5 protein-coding genes are annotated in these 3,990 nt (G+C 66.1%); 3 read left to right on the top strand and 2 right to left on the bottom strand.

The window, feature by feature from the left end; translation table 11 throughout:
- A partial coding sequence (locus tag AAF481_20290) for a hypothetical protein (GenBank protein ID MEM7483506.1) occupies positions 1-510 on the top strand: 510 nt, incomplete at its 5' end.
- Here AAF481_20290 and AAF481_20285 read toward each other — a convergent pair.
- Both AAF481_20285 and AAF481_20280 read right to left on the bottom strand, forming a co-directional pair.
- Positions 449-2,032, bottom strand: coding sequence for a GMC family oxidoreductase (locus tag AAF481_20285; GenBank protein MEM7483505.1), 1,584 nt, complete (start codon positions 2,030-2,032; stop codon positions 449-451). The genes AAF481_20290 and AAF481_20285 overlap by 62 nt on opposite strands.
- 20 nt (positions 2,033-2,052) lie before the next feature.
- Positions 2,053-3,000, bottom strand: coding sequence for a gluconate 2-dehydrogenase subunit 3 family protein (locus AAF481_20280; GenBank protein ID MEM7483504.1), 948 nt, complete (start codon positions 2,998-3,000; stop codon positions 2,053-2,055).
- Between the two features lie 472 nt (positions 3,001-3,472).
- Here AAF481_20280 and hspQ point away from each other — a divergent pair, with 472 nt between their 5' ends.
- The gene (gene hspQ / locus AAF481_20275; GenBank protein ID MEM7483503.1) at positions 3,473-3,787 is read left to right on the top strand and encodes a heat shock protein HspQ; all 315 of its coding nucleotides are present in this window, start codon (positions 3,473-3,475) and stop codon (positions 3,785-3,787) included.
- Positions 3,787-3,990, top strand: a 204-nt coding sequence (locus AAF481_20270; protein ID MEM7483502.1) for a hypothetical protein, incomplete at its 3' end; no start/stop codon positions are given. The genes hspQ and AAF481_20270, both read left to right, overlap by 1 nt.

The raw sequence follows: 3,990 nt of genomic DNA, 5'->3' as shown, positions 1-3,990 counted from the left end.
GGCTTGTGGCTGGCCTTCGCCCTGGCCTTTGCCGTGGTCCGCAGCATCGACCGCGGTCCCAGGGAAGACAAGGCGGCTGCCAACGAGGGGATCCGGCTGTCGATCAAGAATACGCTCATTCTGGGCCCGCTCGGCGGGCTGATCGGCGTCCTGATCCTCTCCTTGTTGATCTTCCGCTTCGATTTGGCGATGCTCACCGACAGCTCGGCCTGGCCCGGTCTCGCTGCCATCTTCCTGTGCTTCGCCGTTCTCACCGGCCTGTGGTTCGGCGGCCTCGACGTGATCCGGCATTACATCCTACGAGCCATCCTCGCCGTTTCGGGCCAGGTGCCCTGGCGCTACGCGGACTTTCTCGACCACGCCGCCGAGCGCATCCTGCTGCGCCGGGTCGGCGGCGGGTACATCTTCGTCCACCGTCTGTTGCTCGAGCACTTCGCGGCCGATGCCCTCAATCCAGCCCCAGCATCGGCAGAACAATCGTCTGCGCCGCCTTCAAAGCCAGGGTCGTGATGTTGATGTGTTCGCTGCTCGACAGATGCCGTGGGAAGACGCTGCCATCGACCACCAGCAGATTGTCGAAACCGTGCACTCGCAGGGTGTCGGGGTGGACCACTGAGCGCTGGCGGCTGCGGCCCATGCGGCAGGTGCCGATGCCGTGGTTGAGGCCGTAGCCGGGGACGGCGAAGACGTCTTCGATCCGGTAGTCGTGGTCGACCTGCTCGATGTGTCGGAAGACCCGGAGGCACTCGTCGAGCCCGGCCTGCATCAGGTTCTGGTCGTGGGCGGTGAGCTGAGGATAGAACACTTCGGCGGAGTTGTCGTTCGCCGGGTTGAGGGTGACGCGGCCGCGGGTGGTGGGGAAGATCGGCCAGGAGAAGCCGAACTGCCATTTGCGGTGATCGCGCACCCGCTGCTTGAAGCCGGCACCCCAATCGAGGGTGGCGGCGCCGAGATCGGGTCGGTTGTAGTTGAAGACTCCCATGGAGAGGGCTCGGCGCGGGTGGTGGTAGTCGCGCTGCAAGGTGATCGGCACCTCGTAGCCCCAGCGGGCGTAGACCGGGCGATTGAACACCACGCCGAGGGTGGCGAAGGGGTGGGCGTTGTAGTTCTCGCCCACCGCCGGTAAGGCGACGTGGGGGTTGGGCGAATCAGCCACGGCGCCGGCGCCGACGTTGGAGCGCAGGAGCAGGGCCGGGCTGCCGATGACGCCGCAGGAGCTGACGATGACGTCGCCGGTCACCGTGTGGCTTTCGCCCGTTCGGGTGTCCCTGTAGGTCACCGAGTCGGCCCGGTAGCGGTTGCCGACGCGGCGGAAGTCGACCGTCTGCACCTCGGCGAAGGATTGCAGGGTGCAGTTGGCACGGTCGCGTGAATCTTCCAGATAGGTCTCGAAGACGGTTTGGTGCTCGCCGTATTTGTCGATCGTGCCGTTGGTGTTGGGCGGCGCCATGCCGCGCAGGTTGGCGGTGGTGGGGCCGACGCCGCCGCGGTAGTGCGGATCCTCGGCGACTGCACGATTGAAGTCTTCGATCACCGGATAGCCCAGATCAGCCGCAGCGCGCTCGAAGGCGAGGGCACCGGGATCCATGGTGAGGCGCTCGCGCGGCACCACGTGCATGCGCTCGGCCACCGCCGCGTAGAACGGCCGCCAATCGTTGAAGCGCCAACCCTGGGGCCAACGGCGATGGGCGTGGCGCAGGCCGCGGTAGGACATCATGCCGTTGTGCGCACCGCTGCCGCCGACCATCTTGGCAGCGTCGTGGCGGATGCCGCTGTTGTCGAAGTAGCCCCAGCGCAGGAGATCGCGCTCGTCGCTCTGCTGCTGGGTCGCATTGGCACGCACCGAGGTTCGCCGACCCAAGGGCGTGGCCGGGTTGGGTGGTCCGCCGGCCAAGCCAGAGGCGTCGTAGGGGCGCTGGGCCTGGTCGAGGCCGGCTTCGAGCAGCAGGACCTGAGCGCCGGCATCGCTGGCGGTTTCGGCGACGACGGCTCCGGCGGAGCCCGATCCGATCACGATGACGTCGTAGTGCATGGTTCTAGTCCTTTCCCAGCTCACGCCAGGCCGTTGTCGGACAGGGCGTAGAGGATGTCGCGGGCTTGCAGACGCTCGGCGTCGGAGAGGGGCGAGGCGGTGTCGAGGATCGGGACGCCATCGAAGCCGATCACCCGGAAGCCGGCCTGCCACTCCCACATCAGCTTCTCCACCCGGTAGTCGATCTCGTGGTAGTTGACGATCGTCCAGCCGGTGAGGGTGGAGTCGTCGTCGGGATCGGAGATCAGGTGCTCGGCGTCGGTGAAGATCGGTGTGCCGTCCGGGTTGCGCACGCTCATCTCGGGGAAGTTGAGCACGAAGGCGAGCTTGCATAGGGTGCGCAGTACGCCGAAGACGGTCTGCTGGGCCTCGGAGCCGGTCAGCGTCGCCTGAGCAGCGCCGGGGTTGGCCAGGGTGTGCTTGGTCGGCACCAGACGATCGATGGTCTCCAGGTACCGCGCCAGCTCTTCGGGCACGGGCTCCTCCGGCGCCTTCCGTAGGCGGGCGAAGAGAACGTGCTCCCAGGCTTCGCCGGGCGCCTGGCCCGCTTCGACGAGCTCGAGCAGCTCAGTCTGGGTGGGGAAGGGCAAGTCGACGAAGCCGACGCCATGGAGCAGCACGCTCGAGGCATCGAGGGCCGCCAAACCGGCGATGAGCAGCTGGGCGGTGCCGGCATCGCCGGCCGCGGTGGCTTCCACAAGGCTGGCGGAGCACAGATCGGTGGCGCCGGGATCCTGGTCGGCGGGTACGATCTGCTCCGCCACCGCTTCCAGAAGGGCGAACGTAGCGTCGTCGAACACGCCGAAGCGCGGGCAGTCGTCGCTGGCCAGCGGCGGCTGGGCTCGCACCACCCCCGGCAGCTGCACCTTACCGGCAAGCAGGGCACCGAGGGTGATCCCCAGAAAACCGCGCCGGTTGACGCCGGCGGGTCGTTGCATGGACCGGGCTGTGGAATCGGAAGGCTGCATGATTCCCCTCTCTTCGAAATGTGGTCGAGGTCTCGGGACGGTCTCTGCGGGGTCTCTACCCGTAGATATGGAAAACCGTCGCCAAACCCGCCACAGAAAACAGGCGAATCACGAAATCATCGCAAGGCTGGCCCGTCAGCCCTGGGTGCTCTTGAGGACTAAATCTTGTCTCTCGAGGCAGGTTTCGTCGACGCGAGCTGTGTTGCGGGTCGCGAGTGTAACGAGCGGTCCTCTACCCACCGAACGAGGGCGAAAACTTGGCTTTGGTTCAAGTTTCGTCGTCGCGAGCTGCATTGCGGGTCGCGGGTGCAACGAGCGGTCGCCATCCGCCGCTACCCACCGAGCGAGGACTAAATCTTGCCCCTCGGGGCAAGTTTTCGTCGACGCGAGCTGCGGAGCGGGTCGCGAGTGTAACGAGCGGTCCGCTACAATCCGCCTGGCAGACAATTTCGACATTGACGAGAGGCACCTGATGAGCTTCCAAGCCAGGTTCAGTATCGGCCAGTTGGTCCATCACCGTTTATTCGATTACCGCGGCGTCATCTTCGACGTCGATCCGGTGTTCCAGGGTACCGACGAGTGGTACGAGAAGGTGGCTAAGAGCCGGCCGCCGAAGAGCGATCCCTGGTACCACGTGCTGGTCGACGGTGAAGAGCACACGACCTACGTGGCGGAGCGCAATCTCGAGCCCGACACCAGTGACGAGGCGATCGACCATCCGCTAGTGCAGCATCTCTTCGCCGGTCTCGAGAGCGGGCACTACCTGCCAAATCACGGGGTGAACTGATGGGGCGAGACAAGCGGGGACACCAACTCGCGGCGGGGCTGCTGGCCGCCAGTCTGGCGCCGGGCCTGGCGGCGGAGCCGGCAACACACCCTTTCAACGCCGACGACCTGGTGGGGATGGCGCGGCTATCGAGCCCCCAGGTGTCGCCCGATGGTCGCAGCCTCGTCTATGTGCTGCGCACCACCGACCTCGAAGCCAACCGG

The organism is Acidobacteriota bacterium (assembly GCA_039030395.1).
In the GTDB taxonomy this organism is placed as follows: Bacteria; Acidobacteriota; Thermoanaerobaculia; order Multivoradales; family JBCCEF01; genus JBCCEF01.
Note: the sequence above shows the minus strand (reverse complement) of the source record. Positions and strands in the feature narration are given on the sequence as shown.

What these genes read in the sequence shown, in the direction of transcription:
- AAF481_20285 (MEM7483505.1), bottom strand. Translation starts at nt 2,032, where the DNA reads ATGCACTACGACGTCATCGTGATCGGATCGGGCTCCGCCGGAGCCGTC.
- AAF481_20280 (MEM7483504.1), bottom strand. Translation starts at nt 3,000, where the DNA reads ATGCAGCCTTCCGATTCCACAGCCCGGTCCATGCAACGACCCGCCGGC.
- hspQ (MEM7483503.1), top strand. Translation starts at nt 3,473, where the DNA reads ATGAGCTTCCAAGCCAGGTTCAGTATCGGCCAGTTGGTCCATCACCGT.